The 14,841-nt window shown below is 65.7% G+C and carries 13 protein-coding genes and 1 pseudogene; 6 read left to right on the top strand and 8 right to left on the bottom strand.

Going from position 1 to position 14,841, the window contains the following annotated elements:
- From FJ471_RS35385 to FJ471_RS25700, 3 genes and pseudogenes are all read left to right on the top strand, one after another.
- Window positions 1–271: pseudogene (locus FJ471_RS35385) on the top strand (hypothetical protein); the annotation flags it as partial.
- Between the two features lie 269 nt (window positions 272–540).
- Window positions 541–1,749: an NAD(P)/FAD-dependent oxidoreductase gene (locus FJ471_RS25705; RefSeq protein ID WP_140807530.1), complete on the top strand. Its 1,209-nt coding sequence runs from the start codon at window positions 541–543 to the stop codon at window positions 1,747–1,749.
- Window positions 1,750–1,954: 205 nt separating this feature from the next.
- Complete coding sequence (locus FJ471_RS25700; RefSeq protein ID WP_140807529.1) at window positions 1,955–2,452, top strand: GNAT family N-acetyltransferase; 498 nt, start codon at window positions 1,955–1,957, stop codon at window positions 2,450–2,452.
- Window positions 2,453–2,516: 64 nt separating this feature from the next.
- Here FJ471_RS25700 and FJ471_RS25695 read toward each other — a convergent pair whose 3' ends face one another.
- The 6 genes from FJ471_RS25695 to FJ471_RS25670 form a co-directional block, all read right to left on the bottom strand.
- On the bottom strand, window positions 2,517–3,269 hold the full coding sequence (locus FJ471_RS25695) for an ABC transporter ATP-binding protein (protein ID WP_140807528.1): 753 nt from the start codon (window positions 3,267–3,269) through the stop codon (window positions 2,517–2,519).
- Entirely contained in the window at window positions 3,262–4,413 is a 1,152-nt protein-coding gene (locus FJ471_RS25690) for a hypothetical protein (protein ID WP_140807527.1), read from the bottom strand. The genes FJ471_RS25695 and FJ471_RS25690 overlap by 8 nt, the downstream gene beginning before the upstream one ends.
- A 102-nt stretch (window positions 4,414–4,515) precedes the next feature.
- On the bottom strand, window positions 4,516–5,526 hold the full coding sequence (locus FJ471_RS25685) for a LacI family DNA-binding transcriptional regulator (RefSeq protein WP_181179726.1): 1,011 nt from the start codon (window positions 5,524–5,526) through the stop codon (window positions 4,516–4,518).
- 206 nt (window positions 5,527–5,732) lie between these two features.
- Window positions 5,733–6,743, bottom strand: a complete 1,011-nt coding sequence (locus FJ471_RS25680; protein ID WP_140807525.1) for a zinc-dependent alcohol dehydrogenase family protein — start codon at window positions 6,741–6,743, stop codon at window positions 5,733–5,735.
- A 131-nt stretch (window positions 6,744–6,874) separates the two neighbouring features.
- On the bottom strand, window positions 6,875–7,645 hold the full coding sequence (locus tag FJ471_RS25675) for an L-iditol 2-dehydrogenase (RefSeq protein ID WP_140807524.1): 771 nt from the start codon (window positions 7,643–7,645) through the stop codon (window positions 6,875–6,877).
- Window positions 7,646–7,886: 241 nt separating this feature from the next.
- Window positions 7,887–9,200, bottom strand: coding sequence for a sugar ABC transporter substrate-binding protein (locus FJ471_RS25670; protein WP_140807523.1), 1,314 nt, complete (start codon window positions 9,198–9,200; stop codon window positions 7,887–7,889).
- Window positions 9,201–9,487: 287 nt separating this feature from the next.
- On the opposite strand from FJ471_RS25670, the gene FJ471_RS25665 reads away from it, so the two are divergent.
- The 3 genes from FJ471_RS25665 to FJ471_RS25655 all read left to right on the top strand — a co-directional run bounded on the left by FJ471_RS25665 (window position 9,488) and on the right by FJ471_RS25655 (window position 12,813).
- Window positions 9,488–10,465, top strand: coding sequence for a sugar kinase (locus tag FJ471_RS25665; RefSeq protein WP_140807522.1), 978 nt, complete (start codon window positions 9,488–9,490; stop codon window positions 10,463–10,465).
- A gap of 2 nt (window positions 10,466–10,467) precedes the next feature.
- The gene (locus tag FJ471_RS25660; protein ID WP_140807534.1) at window positions 10,468–11,745 is read left to right on the top strand and encodes a D-tagatose-bisphosphate aldolase, class II, non-catalytic subunit; all 1,278 of its coding nucleotides are present in this window, start codon (window positions 10,468–10,470) and stop codon (window positions 11,743–11,745) included.
- Window positions 11,746–11,811: 66 nt separating this feature from the next.
- Window positions 11,812–12,813 carry an aldo/keto reductase gene (locus FJ471_RS25655; RefSeq protein ID WP_140807521.1) on the top strand — a complete coding sequence of 334 codons (1,002 nt, stop codon included), beginning with the start codon at window positions 11,812–11,814 and terminating at the stop codon, window positions 12,811–12,813.
- Between the two features lie 107 nt (window positions 12,814–12,920).
- Here FJ471_RS25655 and FJ471_RS25650 read toward each other — a convergent pair whose 3' ends face one another.
- Together FJ471_RS25650 and FJ471_RS25645 are read right to left on the bottom strand one after the other, a co-directional pair.
- Complete coding sequence (locus FJ471_RS25650; RefSeq protein ID WP_140807520.1) at window positions 12,921–13,550, bottom strand: glutathione S-transferase family protein; 630 nt, start codon at window positions 13,548–13,550, stop codon at window positions 12,921–12,923.
- A 192-nt stretch (window positions 13,551–13,742) separates the two neighbouring features.
- Window positions 13,743–14,840, bottom strand: coding sequence for an NAD(P)/FAD-dependent oxidoreductase (locus tag FJ471_RS25645; protein WP_140807519.1), 1,098 nt, complete (start codon window positions 14,838–14,840; stop codon window positions 13,743–13,745).
- Window position 14,841: the final 1 nt, after the last annotated feature.

Below are 14,841 nucleotides of genomic sequence, written 5' to 3'. Positions count from 1 at the left end.
CGCTTTCTACGACGATCCGGTCAAGATCGCCGCCGACGAAAGAGCCATGCGCGCCAGCATCTATGCCAGGCGCATCAACACCGAGACCGGGCTTGAATGGCGCCTGCGCCGTCTGCGCAACAACACCGCGCGGCACCTGATGATCTTCGCTCGTCGGTTCCGCGAGGCAGGAAAACCGCGTGACGCCGCCCCTGGCGCAAGAGAAGCTGCTTTCGATCACACCGACAAGACAGCCCAGGAGTTGCACGCCGGACCGCGCGTGGGAACATAATCGTGAGTGAGCTTACCAATCCGTAAGTCGCGATCCCTGGCGAGGCTGGTTTAGATCGCACTGAGCAGTGTCTCCTGCTCGGCGGGCCAGCACTCCCGTCGCACCAATGGCCCGCTGCCGCCTTTATTGGCTCGGCAGTGGGCTATCGGGCGGCGGCTCTCACAAAGCGGGTTAACCTAATTTTTCATTGCTACCCTGCTCGCGTGTGGGTTGCTTGAGATTGTTTCAGCTACTCGTGATATTCCCTCGCGTGGGCTGTGGAGCAGAAAATGAACACCGCGCAGAGCCGCGAAACGCCCGCCGCCCAGGCAGGCGCGGCCGAAGTCGAAGTGGCGATCGTCGGCGCCGGGCTGGCGGGCACGAGCCTGGCCGCGGTGCTGAGCAAGGCCGGCCGCAAGGTAGCGCTGATCGATCCGCATCTGGTCCATCACGACGAGTTCCGGGCCGAGAAGATCGGCATGAAGCAGATGGGGCTGTTCGAGAAGCTCGGCCTCGGCCCGGTCTTCAGGTCCCTCGCCACGCCGATGACCGATCTCCATGTCTTCCGCTTCGGCCAGTTGTTCGAGCGCAAGAAGGCCTGGGAATACGCCTTTTCCTACACGCCGCTGGTCAACGGCATGCGGCAGGCCTTGCCCGCGCAAGTGCCGCTGACGGTGGGCAAGGTCGCCGAGGTCTCGACCGGGCCGGACCGGCAGCGCCTGGCGCTTACCGACGGCTCCGTCATCGAAGCCCGGCTGCTGGTGGTGGCCACCGGCTACAGCGAGGCGGTGCGGCGCGCCATCGGCGTCGAGCGCGTCGAGGAATCGAAGGCGCATTCGCTGTCGATCGGATTCGATCTCGCGATCACCCCGCAGGAATTCGGCCTGCAGTCGCTCACCTTCTACGGAAGGCGGGTCGCCGACCGCATTGCCTTTCTTACCATCTTCCGGATCGGCGAGCGGCTGCGGGCCAACATGTTCGTCTACCGGACCGTGGCCGATCCGTGGGTGCGTACGTTCCGCGAAAACCCGCAAAAGATGCTGCTGGAACTGATGCCGGAGATTGCCGCGCGATGCGGCAACTTCGTTGTCGCCAGCGAGGTGGAAGTGAGGCAGGTCAGTCTGACGACGACTAAGGGCCACCGCCGCGACGGCGTCGTCTTCATCGGCGACGCATTCGCCACGACCTGTCCGGCGCAGGGCGACGGCATGCACCGGGTGCTTACCGATGTCGACTGCCTCGCCTCGACGCATATCCCCGCCTGGCTGGAGACGCCCGGCATGGCGGCCGACAAGATCTGCGCTTTCTACGACGATCCGGTCAAGATCGCCGCCGACGAAAGAGCCATGCGCGCCAGCATCTATGCCAGGCGCATCACCACCGAGACCGGGCTTGAATGGCGCCTGCGCCGCCTGCGCAACAACACCGCGCGGCACCTTATGATCCTCGGCCGCAAGATGCGCCGTCGCGAAGGATTGCCGGCGCCGCGCGCGGCGTAAGGGAAAACCTGGCTTTTCCTCGCCCATGAAATGGGGAGAGGCGGCTCGGCGAAGCCGAGCGTCCTACGAAGGCCCCCTCTCCGTCCGCTCCGCGGACACCTCTTCCCCGCCTCTGGCCGGGGCGAGGAACCCGAGCCTTCGCATGCGGCGATTGGCTGTATCGGTCGCTTCGCCCTATCTTCAGACTCCAACAGGGATGACGAAGATGACGCATATCCGGGCGATGACGCGCAACGACCTCACCGATGTCTCGCGGCTGCTCGGCCAATCCTGGCGGCGGACCTATGCGCCGATCATGGGCGACGAAACCGTTGCCCGGCTCTCCGACGAGAAGCATGCGCCGGACAGGCTCGCCGCAGACCTCGAGGACGAGGACATCATGTCCTTCGTCGCCGAACGCGCCGACGGCTCGATCGCCGGCTACGCCATGGCGGCGATGGACAAGAAAGGCGACGTGATGCTGGAGCGGCTCCACATCGAGCCGCAGGCGTTCGGCAGCGGCCTCGCGGTCGACCTTTTGCACGCGGTGCTCGCCGCGCATGCCGGCATCCCGAGCATCGCGCTGGAGGTGATCGAAGGCAATGACCGCGCCATCGCCTTCTACCGCAAGCACGGCTTCGAGGTAGTCGAACGCCGCGAGGCCGCGCATGGCGTCGAGGGACATGCCTCGCTGATCATGCGCCACATGCTGCCGCGGGCTTAGAGCTTTGTTTTTGCCGCAATTCCAGGCGGAAAACCGCTCACACTTTTCCCGGAATTGCTCTAGATCAGGCAGCGGCCCGCATGCGCAGCGCCTGCATGACGCTTTCCTCGAAAGCGCCTGGCACTCTTCCTGCCTCGGCCAGCTGGGCCGCATCCCAGCTCCGGCTGAGGCTTCCATCGACCATCAGCACCGCGCGGTTGCACAGCGCCGGCACCGCCTCCACCACATGGGTCGAGACGATCACGGCGTGACGGCCGCTCGCGCAAAGCGCGGCGATGACACGCTTGACCTCCCAGGCGGCGACCGGGTCGAGGCCGTTCAGCGTCTCGTCGAAGATCAGAAGCGGCGGCCGGCCGAGAAGCGCTGCGACGATGGCGGCCTTGGCGCGCGTGCCAAGCGAATATTCGGCGATCGGGCGGTCGATCCAGCGCCCGAGCCCGAGCCGCTCAAGGAGGTCGCCGCTCGGCAGGTCGCCGCTTCGCAGGTCGCTTGGCGCGCAGCCACGGATCGAGGCGACAAGCTCGATATACTGACGTCCCGAAAGCGGCGCCGGCAGTTCGTGCGGCTCGATGGCGAGGCCGAAGCCGGTCTTGGCGCGTTCCGGCGAGGCGGCGAGGTCTATGCCGTCGATCGCCACGCTGCCGCCGATCAATGGGATCTGGCCGGTGACCGCCCTGATGAGCGTCGACTTGCCCGAGCCATTGGCACCGAGCAGGCCGAGAATATCGCCCCGGCGAAGCGAAAGATCGATGCCGCGAACGGCAATGCGTCCGCGATAGCCGGCGCTGAGTTCCCTGGCGGCGAGGACTTCATCCATTGCGATACCTCTGTCGGGTTCGGTGCCACAGGAAGAACACCAGCGCGGCCAGACCGATCAGCACGGTGCGGCCATATTCCAGCGTCTCGTAGCCGGCATAGGCGAGCGCGCCGGCGAAGCTCAGCATGGCGACGAAGGGCGCGTTGAGGAAATAGGCGCCGAACACCGCATAGGCGGCATTCAGCACCAGCAGCCAGAGCCCGCCCGCCACCGGCACGGCCCACGCCGACGGCTCGGCCGCAAGTGCCGCGCCCGCCGGCAGCAGGAAGAAGGCGAGCGACAATTGCAGCGGCAATCGCACCAGCCGCAGCCAGACGCGGGTGAAGCCGATGGGCGCCGTGCGCAGCACCGGCGAGCCGAGCGGCTGGCAGCGCAGGCTGAGCATGAAAACGAGGATGCCGCCGGCCAGACCCGCGACCGCCGCCGGGGCGGCCGTGCGGCCCGCCAGGCTGGCCCATCCGCCGAGGACGGCGCCAAGCGCAAGCAGCAGGCCGGCGGCGGCCAGCTTCCATGACGGCCGTACATGACCGGCCGGCAGCCTCCAGGCCCAGCTGGAAAGCCAGCTTGGACGCGCCCGGTCGAGGCGGCGCAGCCAGGGCTTTCCGACCGGCGCCGCCTCGCTTGCCGCCTCATCGAGGAGAAAGCGTGGCCGTTGCAGGCGCCAAAGAGTCGTCGTGCCGAAGCCCAAGGCAAACAGGATTGCCGCACCCAGGCCCCAGACCGGCGCCAACGGTTTTCCGATGACCGCGCAGGCGAAGCCGACCGACATGGCGATCATCAGCATGAGTGGGAAGCCAAGCGCGAAGGCTCCCACCCCCGCCATGCGACGGCGCTCCGCGGAAACGAGCGGCAGCGCCTTGAGGAAGGGCGCAAAGGCGCGAGAAAGGCAAAGCCGCGACATTGAATTGCCGGCCAGACATCCCAGCACGGCGAAAATGATTGGCAATCCGAGCATCCACAGAAGCTGGTCGTGCAGCAGTTTCGGCGCCGCGGCACGCAAGGCGACGACGATATCGGCGACCGCATAGGCCAGAAGCCCACCGCCGCCGAGCGCAATCCAGGCGAGATCGCGACGCCGCATCGCGCGCAGGCCGGCGACCAGCTCGCGCCATAGCAATATCAGGACAAGCCTGTCGTGCCGCATAGAACCGCGATTCCATTCCTCGCTCGCCAAGCAAAGCCAGGATTGCGCCGCCAATAGGGCGATTGATGGAGAGCCGCGCGGGCGTACGGCCGATCTCACCCCTCAAGCCGAGCGGCGCAGCATCAGTTCGGCGTTGAGCAGGACGCGCGCGTTGTCGCGCTTGGCGGCCGGCGCATTCTCGTCCAGCCGCCGCAGCAGGAGCTCGATCGCCAGGCGGCCGATCTCGTTGTAGTTCTGCGCCACCGTCGTGATCGGCGGGCAGGCATAGCGCGACAAGGGATGGTCGTCATGGCCAGCGACGCGCAGGTCGCAATCGGCGCCGTGCCCCACCTTCAGGCCGAGCTCATAGGCGGCGCTGATGACGCCGAAGGCGATGCGGTCGTTGGCGCAAAGCACGGTCCTTGTGGGGAAGCCCTGCCCTTTCAGGATGCGCAGCGCCTCGTCATGGCCGAATTTCTCGAAATCCCAGGAACCCGCATCCTCGACCGCCACGATCGAGGACGTCATCTTGAACCCATGCATGGCCTCGACATAGGCCTCCTGCCGGGCGGAGGCGTTGTTGTTGACCAGCGGCATAGCGAAGTAGCAAGGCGGCTCGCCGGAACGGCAGAGATAGTCGACGATCAGCCGGAAGCTCTGCCGGTTGTCGGTGCCGACGAAGGACGAGGTCTCGTCGAGCGGCGAGTCGACATAGATCAACGGGATCGAGGCGCCGAGCTCGGCCAGCACGCGATGGTGCGAGCGCACGCCGAGCGGCGCGATGATGGCGCCGGCGATGTTCATCGACCGGAACGTCTGGATCGCCTGGTCCTCCATCTCGGCGCGGCCGTCGGATGAGAGCACGAAGGCGAGGAAGCCGGCCTCGTTGGCGATCGTCTCGATCCGGCGCGTCAGCGCCATGTAGAACGGGTCGGTCGAATTGGGGATGATGACGCCGAGGATGTTGGAGCGGCGGCGGTTCAGGTTGACCGCGAACATGCTGGGGCGGAAGTCCGACTTCTTCAGCGCCGCCTCGATGGCGCTGCGCGTGTTCTGCCGCACCGAAGCGGGATCGTTGAAGTATTTCGAGACCGTGGTCCGGGATAGGCCGACAAAGGCGGAAAAATCCTCCATCGTCCTGATCGTCTTTGCCATCCTTCTGCCCCTGTCGGTAGCGCCCTCACGACTGTCTACTTGAGTCATCTCGCAACGCAAAGGCGGGCAATCGCGCTCTCCTAGTGCGTTTCACCGTTTCACGGAAACGGCGAAACGCCCTATCTCCTTGTTTTTACGCAATTCCGGACGGAAAACCGCTCACACTTTTCCTGGAATTGCCCTAGTCAAGCCTCGGCCGAGAACTGGACCTTCATCGTCGCCGGATTGCCGCCCTTGGCGAAGAAAGGCAGCACCTCGCCCAGCGGCAGCCGATGGCTGACCAGCCTCGCCATTGTGCCGTCGTCGCGGCTCAATATCTCCAGCGCCTGCGGGATGTTGCGGTTCAGCGAATGCGAACCGGCGAGCCTGATCTGGCGGCGGAAGATCTCGAACGGGGCGACCGCGATCCTGGCGTCGGGCGCGCAGACGCCGAAGACAAGAGCGGTACCGCCATCGGCGGTGAGGCCGACCATGCCTTCGACCACCTTGGCGATGCCGGTGGCGTCGGCGACGAAGTCGAAACTTTTCGCCCGCGCCGCGACGTCCTGCGATCCCGACACCAGCGGCTCCAGCCCGAGCGAGGCGGCGAAGCCGAGACGCGGCTCGCTGATATCGACCACCGCGACTTTGGCGACGCCGCTCGCCTTGAGCGACAAGGCCATCAGCAGCCCGATCGGCCCGGCGCCGAAGACGAGCGCGTTGCCAGGCACGTGACCGCCGGCCCCTACCCCGGCCGCGCCAAGACCGTTCAGCACACAGGCGAGCGGCTCGGCGAGCGCCGCCGTTTCGAAAGCGAGATCGCCGATGGCATGGAGATGATCGACGGCGACGAGGCTGTATTCGGCGAAGCCGCCATTTTCGGTTACGCCATAGGCCTTCAGCGTGGCGCAAAGGTTGGTGAGGCCTTTGCGGCAGGCCGGGCAGTGGCCGCAGGGGATGTTGGGATCGACGGCGACGCGATCGCCCGGCTTCACCGCCGTGACGTCCTCGGCGACAGCCTCGACCGTGCCGGCATATTCATGACCGGGCACCAGCGGAAACGCGCCCGAACCGTAGCGGCCGTGCAGCACGTCGATATCGGTGTGGCAGAGCCCCGCCGCGCGCACCCGCAGCAAAGCATGGCCAGGCCTGATCGCGGGCATGTCGAGCTCCGCCATGCCGGCATCGCCGGCCGCGGCAAATCGGATGGCCTTCATTGTCGTCTCCTGTTTCGACGCAATTCCGGACGGAAAACCGCTTCACACTTTTCCTGGAATTGCTTCGTTTTGTTTCGACGCAATTCCCGACGGGAAACCGCTTCACACGTTTCCTGGAATGCTCCGGCGCCTCAGTTCATCCAGTTGCCGCCGTCGACATTGTAGGTCTGGGCCAGGATGTAGTCGCTATCGGACGAGGCGAGGAACACGGCCAGCCCGGCAATGTCCTCAGGCCGCGCGAAACGGCCGATCGGCACCGATTTCGCCACCGCTGCTTTTTTCTCGCCGGGCTTCAGCCCTTCCCATTTGGCGAAATGAGCATCGACGACTTCCCAGTGCTCGCCATCGACGACGCCGGGCGCGATCGCATTGACGTTGATGCCGTGCTTGACCAGCGCGAGCGCGGCCGACTGCGTCGCCGAGATGATCGCCGCCTTGGAGGCGCAGTAGAGCGTCACCAGCGCCTCGCCGCGGCGGCCGGCCTGGCTCGCCATGTTGATGATCTTGCCGCCACGACCGCGCGCGATCATCACGTTGGCCACCGCCTTCATCACGAAAAGCGGGCCTTTGAGATTGATGCCGAAGACGCGCTCGTAGCTCTGTTCGGTGATGTCGGTGATCGGCGCCATGTCGAAGATGGCCGCATTGTTGACCAGGATATCGATACCGCCGAACTCGCGGTCGATTTCGGCGACGACGCTCTCGATCGCGGCAAGGTCGGTAACGTCGAGCTTCCTGGCGCTTGCCGCCGGACCGATTTCCCTGGCCGCCCGCGTCGCGCGTTCGATGTCGATATCGGCGATCACCACTTTCGCGCCTTCGCGTGCAAAGGCCTGCGCGAAACCGAGGCCGATGCCGCGCGCGCCGCCGGTGATCAAGGCGATTTTGTCCTTCAGCTTCATTGCAGTTTCCAATTCTTCCGCGTTTCGAATGTCGGGCGCGAGGGCGTTGTCTGGTCCGCTCACGAGGAACGCACGGACCCACCTTTGCTCGTGGAATTCCGAAGGAAAAACTATGCGCTTCTCCTCGAATTGCCAGGCGGATCCGCACATCCTTCGGCCGCCGCAAGGGAGTGCTGCAGCGAGCCGGATGGCCGGGAGGCGGCGCACGTTCCGCTTCCCGGCTTCACCTTTAGCAGCCTGTCTATTTGATGTAGCCCGCCTCCTCCATCGTCTTCTCGACGGAAGCCTGGACTCCGTTCAGCGCGTCATCCACCGACTGCTCGCCGGTGACGGCCGCCGCGATCGCCTGGCCGACCTGCGTGCCGATGCCCTGGAACTCTGGGATGGCGACGAACTGGATGCCGGTATAGGGCACCGGGTCCTTGGTCTGCTTGGTCGGATCGGCGGATTCGATCGCGGCAAGCACGGTCGCGGCAAAGGGCGCCGCCTTCTGGTAATCCGCGCTGGCATAGGTGGACTTGCGCGTTCCAGGCGGCGCCGCGACCCAGCCTTCGGTCTCGCCGACGCGCTGGACATAGGCTTTCGAGGTCGCCCATTTGACGAAGGATTTCGCCGTGTCCGCCTTCTTGGTCGAGGTCGGGATAGCCAGGCTCCAGGCCCAGCCCCAGGCCGACCCGTTGGGCGTGACCGCGACCGGGGCCTTGGCGAAGGCGACCTTGTCGGCGACCTTGCTCTGCTTCGGGTCATAGACGCGTCCGGCGGCGGACGTCGCGTCGATCCACATCGCGCAATGGCCCGACGCAAACAGCGTCTGGTTCTCGTTGAAGCCGTTGGAGCTGATGCCGGGAGGGCCGTCCTTCTTCATGGTGTCGACATACCAGCCGATCGCCTTCTTCCACGCATCGGAATTCAACTGCGGCTTCCAGTCCATGTCGAACCAGCGGCCGCCGAAGGTGTTCACCAGCGTGCCGACGAAGGCCATGTTCTCGCCCCAGCCCGGCTTGCCGCGCAGGCATAGGCCGTACTGTTCCTTAGACTTGTCGGTGAGCTTGTCGGCGAATTCGGTGATCTGGTCGTAGGTCGGCTGCTCCGGCATTTTCAGGCCGGCGGCATCGAACAGGTCCTTTCGGTAGAGCGTGAAAGAGCTCTCGGCATAGAACGGCACGGCATAGAGGTTGCCGTCGACGGTCAGGCCTGAGCGCACCGGCGCGATCAGGTCGTCATAGTCGTAGTCGGCGCCGAGATCGTTGAGCGGCGTCAGCCAGCCGGCCTTGCCCCAGATCGGCGTCTCGTAGCCGCCAATCGTCATCACGTCGAACTGGCCGCCCTTGGTGGCGATGTCGGTGGTGACACGCTCGCGCAGCACGTTCTCTTCCAGCACCACCCAGTTGACCTTGTTGCCGGTCGCCTTTTCCCACTCCGGCGCCAGTTTCTGCATGATGATCATGTCGCCATTGTTGACCGTGGCGACCGTGATTTCCTCCGACAGGGCAACGCCTGCCATCAGCGCCGAGGCGGCAGTGGCCGCGGCGAGAATTCCCATAAGCCTACGCATTGGCATTCCGTCTCCTCCTTTACGAATGCGCATGAAAAACTGAACATGCGTGTATATTCTATCGCGCTATCGGAACACTTAGTCAAGCCCCGCAGATGCAACCCCTGCCGCACTCTTCGCCTTGACAGGATTTCGTGACCAAACCGGAAATGCACTCCGGGCTCGACAAAAGTGAACATGCGTATAGTTTTTGTTGACATCGCCGTCGCCACGATTTACCTCGATCGAAGTCCGGCGCTATCGTGAACCGCTCGCGCCGGTCCGGCTGGGGAGAAGGAATTGCATCAATGAGCCGAGGGGAGATTGCCGCCGAAGCGACCGGGCCGACGATCGTCGCCGGCGAGATCCTGGTCGAGATCATGGCGAGCGAGCGTGGCCAGGGCTTCCTCGAACCGCTGGCGCTGACCGGCCCCTACCCCAGCGGCGCGCCGGCCATCTTCATCGACCAGGTGGCGAAGCTCGGCGGGGGCGCCGGCATCATCGCCTGCGTCGGCCGCGACGATTTCGGCGCCATCAACCTGGAGCGGCTGCGCCACGACGGCGTCGACGTTTCGGCCGTTTCGGTCAGCGACCGTTACCCGACGGGTAGCGCCTTCGTGCGCTACAGGCCCGATGGCGGCCGCGACTTCGTCTACAACATCGCCGAATCCGCCGCCGGCCGCATCAGCCTGACGGCCGAAGCGCGGCGGCTGGCCGATGGCGCCGGCCATTTGCATGTCATGGGCTCGGCGCTCTCGATCGCCGGGCTGAAGGAGATCGTCGGCTATGCCGTAAAGGCCGTGCGCGCCCGCGGCGGCTCGACCTCGTTCGATCCGAATGTGCGCAAGGAACTGATCGACGGCGCCGACGGCGCGCATTTTTCCGCGCTGGTCGACGACGCCGACCTGCTCTTGCCCTCTGGTGACGAGTTGCTCGCTGCGGCCGGCGTCGAGGACGAGCGGCAGGCGGTGGCGGCGCTGATTGCGCGCGGCGTCGGCGAGATCGTGCTGAAGCGGGGTGCTGACGGCTCGACCCGCTTCGGCGCCGACGGCAGCCGCATCGACTGTCCCGGCTTCCTGGTCGAGGAAGTCGACCCGACCGGCGCCGGCGACTGTTTCGGCGCGACCTATCTCACCTGCCGGCGCAAGGGCATCGAGCCCGGCAAGGCGATGCTCTACGCCAATGCCGCCGGCGCGCTCAACGTGACGCGGCTCGGACCGATGGAAAGGCTCGCCGGCTTCGACGCGCTCGACCGGTTCATTGCCGGCACGGACCGGGCCAAATGACGATGACGACCAATCCGCTTCAAGGCCTCGCCACCGCCCGCCGCAACGGCAAGCCCTACGGCATCACCTCGGTCTGCTCGGCTCATCCGCTGGTGATCCAGGCGGCGATCCGGCGCGCCGTGGCCGACAAGAGCGCGGTGCTTCTGATCGAGGCAACCTGCAATCAGGTCAACCAGTTCGGCGGCTATACCGGCATGACGCCGGATCTGTTCGTCGCCTTCGCGCAAGAGATCGCGAGCCGCGAAGGACTCCCCGCCTCGCGCATCATCTTCGGCGGCGATCATCTGGGGCCGAACCCGTGGAAGGCAGAGCCGGCCGCGCAGGCGATGAGCAAGGCCGAGGCGATGGTTACGGCCTATGTCTGGGCGGGCTTCAGCAAGATCCATCTCGACGCGTCGATGGGCTGCGCCGGCGAACCGGCGGCGCTCGACGACGAGACCATCGCCACGCGTGCCGCGCGGCTGGCCAAGGCGGCGGAGAAAGCGGCGCGGTCGCGCGGCGGCGCCATGCCGCTCTATATCATCGGCACCGAGGTGCCGGTGCCCGGCGGCGCCGACCATGCCATCAGCGACCTGAAGCCGACCGAGACCGGGGCGGCACGCCGTACCATCGACATCCATCGCGAGATCTTTGCCCGCGAGGGGCTGGAGGAAGCGTTCGGCCGCGTCATCGCCGTGGTCGTGCAGCCGGGCGTCGAGTTCGGCAGCGAGAACGTGGTCGCCTACAGGCCGGAGGCATCCGCTCCACTGACCGCCCTGCTCGGCCGGGAAACCGCTTTCGTCTACGAGGCGCATTCGACCGACTATCAGAGCCGCGCGGCGCTGACGGCGCTGGTCGCCAACGGCTTTCCGATCCTTAAAGTGGGGCCGGGCCTGACCTTCGCGCTGCGCGAGGCGCTTTACGGACTGGATCTCGTGGCCTCCGAAATGGTCTCCGGCTATGGCGAGCGCTCGCTTGCCAAGGCGATGGAAACGCTGATGCTTTCGGCGCCCGGCCACTGGCGCAGCCACTACCACGGCAACGACAAGCGCCTCTATCTGCAAAGGCATTACAGCTACAGCGATCGCATCCGCTATTATTGGAGCAACCCCGCGGCAAGCGTCGCCGTCGCGCGCCTGTGCGAAGCGCTGAGCGGCGTCGCCATTCCCGAGACGCTGATGCGGCAGTTCCTGCCGACGCTGCCAACGGAACTCGGCGCGGCCGGCAATCCCGAGGCGATCCTGCTCGCGGCCGTCGACCTGGTGCTTGCCGACTACGACGCGGCCTGCCGCCAGGCATGACGCTGGACGCTTGCTCTCCCAGCCCTATAATTTAGCCGGATCGCAAATTCGGCTGGAGAGAAATGCATGAGCCTCGGCAAACAGAAACTCGGCAGCCAAGGGCTCGAAGTCTCGGCCATCGGCCTCGGCTGCATGGGAATGAGCCAGGCCTATGGGCCGGCCGACGAAGCGGAGTCGATCGCGACGATCCACCGGGCGATCGAGCTCGGCTGCACCTTTCTCGATACGGCCGAGGTCTACGGGCCCTTCGTCAATGAAGAGCTGCTTGGACGCGCGCTGAAAGGCCGGCGCGATCAGGTTACGATCGCGACGAAATTCGGCTTCCGCATCGTCGACGGCAAGCAGTCCGGCACCGACAGCCGGCCCGAACACATCCGCGAGGTGGTCGAGGCTTCGCTCCGGCGGCTCGGCACAGACCGCATCGACCTCTTCTACCAGCACCGCGTCGACCCCGCCGTCCCGATGGAAGACGTCGCGGGCGCGGTCGGCGAATTGGTGACCGAGGGCAAGGTGCGCTTCTTCGGCCTGTCGGAAGCCGGCATTGCCAACATCCGCCGCGCCCATGCCGTCCATCCGGTCTCGGCGCTGCAGAGCGAATATTCGCTGTGGGAGCGCAACCTCGAGCCGGAGATCATCCCGGCGCTGAAGGAGCTGGGCATCGGGCTGGTGCCGTTCGCCCCGCTCGGCCGCGGCTTCCTCGCCGGCGACGTCAGGCGCGCCGAAGACTATCCCGAGGGCGATTTCCGCCGTGGCGACCCGCGCTACCAGGGCGAGAATTTCGACCTGAACGTCGCCGCGGCAAGCACGGTGCGTGACATCGCCGATGCCAAGGGCGTCAAGCCCGGCCAGATCGCGATCGCCTGGCTGCTCGCCAAGGAACCCGACTTCGGCATCGACATCGTGCCGATCCCCGGCACCAAGCGGCGGAGCTATCTGGAGGAAAATGTCGCGGCGGCCGACATCGCGCTGGATGCGACCGAGATGCTGGGGCTCGACATGGCGCTGACGCCCGACAAGGTGTCGGGGCCGAGGTATAACGAGCGGACGATGTCGCTGGTGGATCGGTAGTGATCGAGGTCGTCAGGACCATTGAACGTCGGCGCGAGGCCCTCCTCTCTGCCCTGCCGGGCAGAGAGGAGGTGACGGAACTCAGCTTCCACAGTTGACAACCGCCCTCACCCGCCCGAATGGGGATCGATGCTGTAGGGATACACCGGATAGCCCGGGCCGATCGCCTCGCTGACCCTCTCCACCCAGGCCTCGACCGCCGGATAGTCGGCAAGCTCAAAGCCGCAATCCCCGGCGCGATGGCTGTAGGCATAGACGGCGATGTCAGCGATGGTCAGCGTGTCGCCGACCAGGAACGGCGTCTCCCGCAGGCTGCGCTCCAGCGCACCGAGTGCCCGCACGCCCGCCTCGCGCTTGCCGGCAACCAGCGCCTGGTTGCGCTCCAGTCGGCCGGTCAGCGTCCAGAAACGCAGCGAGCCGATGACGGGCTCGACATAATACTGCTCGAAGAACAGCCACTGCATCGCCTTGGCGCGAGCAAGCCGGTCTACCGGCAGATAGGGCGTTCCCTCCGCAACCAAAACGAGGATCGCGTTGGACTCGGCGATCGCCTGGCCATTCTCCACGGCAAGCACCGGAACGGCGCCCGCCGGGTTGAGCGTCAGGAAAGCCTCCGTGCGGCTCTCGCCCTCGAAGATCGATACCATGCGGGTTTCGTAGGCGATGCCGACAAGCCCGAGCAGGACACGAATTTTCCAGGCATTTTGCGACGGGAGATAATCGTAGAGCGTGAGCATGAGGTGGGTCCCCTGGGGTGATGGCGTGACTTCGCATGGGCGATGTTGAGGCACCACCCGATTCAAGCATCGCAACCCTGAATACCCGGCGTCAGCGCGAGGCGCCCCCTCTGTCCTGCCGGACATCTCCCCCTCAAGGTGGGAGATTAGCTGTCACGCCGGCTTTCGCCAATCGCCAGCGTTTCCATACCCTCACCGCCTGGCAATATCCTTCGCCACCGCTCGGGCCTCGATGCCGATCTCGCGCAGCAGCCCCGTAACCGGATTATAGAAGCCAACCAGATAGACGCCGAGCTCGGTCGCCCGCGCATTCACGCCGCTCTTGCCCGGCCTGAGCTCCGCCGGCAGGAAGCCGTCATAGGCCGGGCGGTAGCCGGTGGCGAAAATCGCCGCGTCGAAATTCTTCTCGACGCCATCGGCAAATTCCACGCCATCCTCGGTGAAGCGCGCAATATCCGGGGCGATGCCGATCCGGCCGGCCTTGACCGCCGCCACCGTGCCGACGTCGATCACCGGAATGCGGCCGGCTTCGATCCCTTGCAGGATGCCCTGTTTCGGCCGAACGATGCCGTATCTCTCCAGCCGGCCCAGCGCCAGATCGAGGATTTTCGGGAACATCCAGTCGTTCAGCGCCTGCGGCATCGGCCGGCTGGCGATGCCCACCATCTGGATCGGCACGCCGAACAGCTGGCGCGGCACGATGTGGGCGCCTTTACGCACCGAGATAGTGGGTTTGGCGCCGCTTTCGGCGAGATCAAGCGCGATCTCCGCGCCCGTGTTGCCCATGCCGACGACCAGCACGTTTTTGCCGACATAGGGCTCGGCCTCGGTGTAGGCGGCGCTGTGCAGCAGCTTGCCCCTGAAAGCTTCGACGCCCGGGAAGCTTGGCATAGCCGGTTGGGCATTGTTGCCGGTGGCGACGACAACCTTGCGGGCATTGAAGAGCCCGGCATCGGTCTGGACCAGCAGGCGGCCGCCTTCGCGGCGGATGGATTTCACCGTCACGCCGAAGCGCGGCTCGAGCCCGAAACGCCCGGCATAGGCATCGAGATATTCGACCACCTTCTCGCGCGGCACATAGCGCGGATGGCTTTTCGGAAACGGCACGAAGGGCAGCGACGAGAGGGACTTCACCGTGTGCAGATGCAGCCGCCGGTAATGCCGGCGCCAGGCCGGCGCAACCTCATCGGCCTTTTCAAGGATGATGAAATCCCGCCTAGCCTGTTTGAGGCAAGCGGCAACCGCGAGCCCGGCTGGACCGGCGCCGACGATGACGACATTGGTGTCCAAA

It is taken from the genome of Mesorhizobium sp. B2-7-1, from assembly GCF_006440735.1.
Classification (GTDB): Bacteria; Pseudomonadota; Alphaproteobacteria; order Rhizobiales; family Rhizobiaceae; genus Mesorhizobium.
The sequence above is the reverse complement of the archived record's forward strand: the minus strand, read 5'-3'. Positions and strand labels throughout refer to the sequence as shown.

Coding starts and splice junctions, on each gene's coding strand:
- FJ471_RS25705 (WP_140807530.1), top strand. CDS start 541: ATGAACACCGCGCAGAGCCGCGAAACGCCCGCCGCCCAGGCAGGCGCG.
- FJ471_RS25700 (WP_140807529.1), top strand. CDS start 1,955: ATGACGCATATCCGGGCGATGACGCGCAACGACCTCACCGATGTCTCG.
- FJ471_RS25695 (WP_140807528.1), bottom strand. CDS start 3,269: ATGGATGAAGTCCTCGCCGCCAGGGAACTCAGCGCCGGCTATCGCGGA.
- FJ471_RS25690 (WP_140807527.1), bottom strand. CDS start 4,413: ATGCGGCACGACAGGCTTGTCCTGATATTGCTATGGCGCGAGCTGGTC.
- FJ471_RS25685 (WP_181179726.1), bottom strand. CDS start 5,526: ATGGAGGATTTTTCCGCCTTTGTCGGCCTATCCCGGACCACGGTCTCG.
- FJ471_RS25680 (WP_140807525.1), bottom strand. CDS start 6,743: ATGAAGGCCATCCGATTTGCCGCGGCCGGCGATGCCGGCATGGCGGAG.
- FJ471_RS25675 (WP_140807524.1), bottom strand. CDS start 7,645: ATGAAGCTGAAGGACAAAATCGCCTTGATCACCGGCGGCGCGCGCGGC.
- FJ471_RS25670 (WP_140807523.1), bottom strand. CDS start 9,200: ATGCGTAGGCTTATGGGAATTCTCGCCGCGGCCACTGCCGCCTCGGCG.
- FJ471_RS25665 (WP_140807522.1), top strand. CDS start 9,488: ATGAGCCGAGGGGAGATTGCCGCCGAAGCGACCGGGCCGACGATCGTC.
- FJ471_RS25660 (WP_140807534.1), top strand. CDS start 10,468: ATGACGACCAATCCGCTTCAAGGCCTCGCCACCGCCCGCCGCAACGGC.
- FJ471_RS25655 (WP_140807521.1), top strand. CDS start 11,812: ATGAGCCTCGGCAAACAGAAACTCGGCAGCCAAGGGCTCGAAGTCTCG.
- FJ471_RS25650 (WP_140807520.1), bottom strand. CDS start 13,550: ATGCTCACGCTCTACGATTATCTCCCGTCGCAAAATGCCTGGAAAATT.